The organism is Pseudoalteromonas sp. S1609, assembly GCF_005887255.1.
In the GTDB taxonomy this organism is placed as follows: domain Bacteria; phylum Pseudomonadota; class Gammaproteobacteria; order Enterobacterales; family Alteromonadaceae; genus Pseudoalteromonas.
Genome location: NZ_PNDJ01000042.1, coordinates 1 through 318, shown reverse-complemented (window position 1 = coordinate 318; position 318 = coordinate 1). Strand labels below are relative to the sequence as shown.

At 39.9% G+C, this 318-nt stretch carries 1 pseudogene; it reads left to right on the top strand.

Annotation, left to right across the window (positions count from 1 at the left end):
* Positions 1-254, top strand: a pseudogene (locus CWB76_RS11725) (MFS transporter); the annotation flags it as partial.
* Positions 255-318: the final 64 nt, after the last annotated feature.

Below are 318 nucleotides of genomic sequence, written 5' to 3'. Positions count from 1 at the left end.
TGTACTTTTTACTCTCAGTTGCGCACCAAGGAGTACGCTTAGGGCGAAAAACGTACCTCGTCGATATGGCAGAGGGTAACAAACGCACCGATTATGTGTCGGTTAGTAATACCGTTATTGGGGTTTTATTACTGATGTTAGGCAGTATAGGCTTATTAGAATCGTTTTTATCAACCGCAGAGCTTATTTTGCTTTACAGTGGATTAGGTTTTTTGGGGGCAATGAGTGCACTGTTTTTACCAAAAACAGAGTAAATAGCGCGCTGTTTAACCTAATGTAATTAAAACGCTCACCTTTAAAGTTGTGGGCGTTTTAATA